This is a genomic window from Anaerofustis sp. (assembly GCF_019420015.1).
Classification (GTDB): Bacteria; Bacillota; Clostridia; order Eubacteriales; family Anaerofustaceae; genus Anaerofustis.
This window is the reverse complement of record NZ_JAHZIA010000013.1, coordinates 1-3,317: the sequence shown is the minus strand read 5'-3', so window position 1 is coordinate 3,317 and position 3,317 is coordinate 1. Positions and strand designations below refer to the sequence as shown.

The following is a 3,317-nucleotide window of genomic DNA, read 5'->3' as shown; positions in this document are numbered from 1 at the left end:
GCTCAGTTGGTTAGAGCATCCGGCTCATAACCGGACGGTCCGGGGTTCGAGTCCCTGAAGGCCCACCATTTTTCGCAGATAAACCGTTCATTTCAGAACGGTTTTTTATTTTGATTTTATCCCCTCTTTCCTGTACTCACTTCATTTTAAATATCCCGTATAAATTATTTTTAAAAATTTTAAATAAAATTTTTTATTCCGTATATTTATTACTTTTAAAAGAAAAAATAAAACAAAAAAAGGAGAATATTATGGAATTAAAAAACAGTAAAACGGTTAAAAACCTTATGAGTTCATTCGTGGGAGAAAGCGGTGTGTATCAAAGATACTCTTACTACGCAAAAAGAGCCAAGGACGACGGTTTCAAATATATCGAAGACGTATTTAACGAAACGGCAATGAACGAACTTTACCATGCAAAAAGATTCATGATGCTTATAAACAAAGAACTCCCGGGAGAAAAAATTCTGGTTGACTCTGCAGATTATCCCGTATTCCTCGGCACAACTTTAGAAAACCTTCATTCTGCGGCACTGGGCGAATTCGAAGAAGCAAAGGAAATTTATCCTACATTCGCAAACACCGCAAGAGAAGAAGGATTCAAAGATATTGCAAACTACTTTGAGCTTATAGCAAAAGTGGAAGAATTCCACCATGCGAGATTCGACAAACTGGCGAAAGAAGTAGAAAGAGGCTACTTTAAAAGAGAAGGAGAATGCAGCTTCGTATGCCTTAAATGCGGTCATACACATAAAGGCAATACAGCTCCGAAAGTCTGCCCCATCTGCTCTCACGAACAAGCATACTTTAAACCCGTATGCAATAGTTTTAACCAATAAAAAAAGTGCCTAAGGCACTTTTTTATTTACTCTTGTTCATCCAGCATATCATTTAATATTTCTTCATATACCGAGTTTAACACTTCCTCGTTGTATCCTTTCCTCATAAAGAAAGAATACACCTTGTATTTTGTTTCTATAAGGTCTTCCCCTTTGTCCAGATACTTAAAGAATTTCTTCCTTATGTTCTCTCTCACCTTTTCGTTTTCTATCAGATTTTCTTCCTCTGTCAAGTAATCGTCTATAAGAGAATTTATCAGCCTATAATCATAACCCTTTCTCACTGCGGCATTTGCCGTCTTTTCCTTCTTTTCTCTGTAAAATAAATCTTTGTGCTTGAGGTTATTCTTCTTTATGAATTTAATAAGGTTATCCCTCTCTTCCTCTTCAGAAAAACACCTCTCCAAAACTTTCGATATCTTCTCTATGTCTATGCCTTTTTTTATCAAATCGTTTTTCATCTTGTTTCTTCCGATTAAAGCACACGACTTACTCGAAACATAACTTTCTATGTAGTCCTCGTCATTTACATCCTTAAGTTCCAAAAGCCTGTTTAATATATCATTTACGACAATATCAGGAAAATGCTTCTTACTTAGATATTCTACAACCTCGTTCTCGCACCTTGCCGCATAAGACAAATAATTCAAAGCCAGGTTAAGCCCTTTGTCATACAGATAATCATAACTCTCTTTCACGAGCTCTTCTCTGTCGACTTCCTCAAAAAGACTCAACTTATCCAAGACTTTCTTATCCAGTCTTAAAACAATTTCGTCATTTAATGTTACGCTGTATTCTCTTTTGCTTTTCGTTATTTTTGTTATAATATCCATAAAACTCCCGACAATAATAATTCTACTTATAAAAACTCTTTCTCTTTAAAATCACATCACCGAAAATCTCTTTCGATAAAAATTAAAGAAAAATAAACTTTAAAAACCCCAAACTACAAATCCGTGGAATCATCCTCACTCTTAGCGGCTTGTTCTTCTCTCAGCTTTGAGATGTCAACTTCCCCTCTCAGACTATCTTCTTCTTTTTCTCGCTCTTTTTCCACAAAACTCTTTTCCTCTTTGTTTTCCTTTTGCACTGCATTTTCTATTTTTATGTTATAGTTATTTACCGTAGAAGCCGAAGAAGTCCCTGAAGCTCCCAGGGTATTAACCGCGTTCATAAATTTTATCAAATTCTCATCCCTGGTTCGCCCCATTATAACAAACCAGTCTATAATAGTAAGAACACCGCAGCAACCCCCTGTCAAAAGTTTTAAAACGCCAAGCCCCGTATCTCCGACCATAAATCTGTCAATGCCGAAAGAACCGCCCAAAAGCGATATCGCAAGCATCAAAAGCGGCGAACGGTACTGTATAAGCGAAAGCGAAGTAAGTGCATCATCAGGAACGTTCTCCAATTTTTCTCTTACAAGAAAAAGTTTATCATCGGGGAAATACTCCGAAGTACTCACCATAAACATGTTAATTTTATCTCTTTGCATATATATCCCTCCTTTAATCATGTTCTATAAAATATTAAAATTATTTTCAAATCCTAAATGCTTCCTTTTGATATCTTCAATCTCCCCTATTGCCATAAAAAAACAAAACCGACAAAATATCTAAGACAAAATAAAACTTTGACTGAATCTTTATAGAAAAATTATACCACGATAATACCCCTTAGGCAAACATAAACGACATTTTCCCAACTTGTAATCGACAAAGATATTTATTTTATGGCTTATCATCCCCTTTAAAGACTAATATATAAAAACAATAATCCATATCTGAAAAAAAGAAAATAAGAGAACTATTCGTTCCCTTATAATAGTAAAATATCTGATATTCTCTCAACAATATGTAACCGAGTATATTTAAAGTATAACATAACTTCAAAGACAAACAGGACTTTAAAACAAATATGGTAAAATATTAATAAATACTTTTTACGGTATGGTAAAAAACAAGAGTCTCACTGCATAAACTGCCCAAAACAAAATAAGCATTAAAATCAAAATTGTATTCCGGGGTTTTCTTTTCATATGAAGAAAAGTGTCAAGGTTAAAGTGAACCAAAAGCAGAGCAAAAGGAAAAGCAAGAAGGAATAAAGGATGAAAATAAAATGCCGTTTTAAAATCAAAAGACAAAAACGACAGATAAGCTCTCGTCATTCCGCAGGTCGGACAGGGAATTCCCGTAACATACCTGAGAGGACATCCTATCCCGGTTATATAAACGATAAAAACGTATAAAGCCAGTACACATATCAAAAATACGTGTTTTTTTACAATTTTCTTGTTCATAATATTATTTTAGTTAAATTACTTTTTACCTTTCCCTTTGAGTATAATATACAAATATTTTTTATTCAACACATACTTTTTTGTATATACTTATAAAAAATTAATTTTTTTATAATTTTTATTTAATACATAAGTTTTATAATTTATCCATAAAATATAGAATATAAAATTAAATATCA

General features: G+C 33.5%; 4 protein-coding genes. 1 reads left to right on the top strand and 3 read right to left on the bottom strand.

The window, feature by feature from the left end; translation table 11 throughout:
- Window positions 1-251: 251 nt before the first annotated feature.
- Window positions 252-839: a rubrerythrin gene (gene rbr / locus QZ357_RS03880; protein WP_290772020.1), complete on the top strand. Its 588-nt coding sequence runs from the start codon at window positions 252-254 to the stop codon at window positions 837-839.
- Window positions 840-865: 26 nt separating this feature from the next.
- Here the strand turns inward: rbr and QZ357_RS03875 are convergent, their stop codons facing one another.
- The 3 genes from QZ357_RS03875 to QZ357_RS03865 all read right to left on the bottom strand — a co-directional run bounded on the left by QZ357_RS03875 (window position 866) and on the right by QZ357_RS03865 (window position 3,138).
- Window positions 866-1,672, bottom strand: a complete 807-nt coding sequence (locus tag QZ357_RS03875; protein ID WP_290772016.1) for a RecX family transcriptional regulator — start codon at window positions 1,670-1,672, stop codon at window positions 866-868.
- A gap of 113 nt (window positions 1,673-1,785) precedes the next feature.
- On the bottom strand, window positions 1,786-2,334 hold the full coding sequence (locus QZ357_RS03870) for a TM2 domain-containing protein (RefSeq protein ID WP_290772013.1): 549 nt from the start codon (window positions 2,332-2,334) through the stop codon (window positions 1,786-1,788).
- A 447-nt stretch (window positions 2,335-2,781) separates the two neighbouring features.
- Entirely contained in the window at window positions 2,782-3,138 is a 357-nt protein-coding gene (locus tag QZ357_RS03865; protein ID WP_290772010.1) for a DUF2752 domain-containing protein, read from the bottom strand.
- Window positions 3,139-3,317 lie beyond the last annotated feature (179 nt).

Excerpts from the sequence above, each read along its gene's own strand:
- QZ357_RS03870 (WP_290772013.1), bottom strand. The coding sequence starts at position 2,334 with ATGCAAAGAGATAAAATTAACATGTTTATGGTGAGTACTTCGGAGTAT.
- QZ357_RS03865 (WP_290772010.1), bottom strand. The coding sequence starts at position 3,138 with ATGAACAAGAAAATTGTAAAAAAACACGTATTTTTGATATGTGTACTG.
- rbr (WP_290772020.1), top strand. The coding sequence starts at position 252 with ATGGAATTAAAAAACAGTAAAACGGTTAAAAACCTTATGAGTTCATTC.
- QZ357_RS03875 (WP_290772016.1), bottom strand. The coding sequence starts at position 1,672 with ATGGATATTATAACAAAAATAACGAAAAGCAAAAGAGAATACAGCGTA.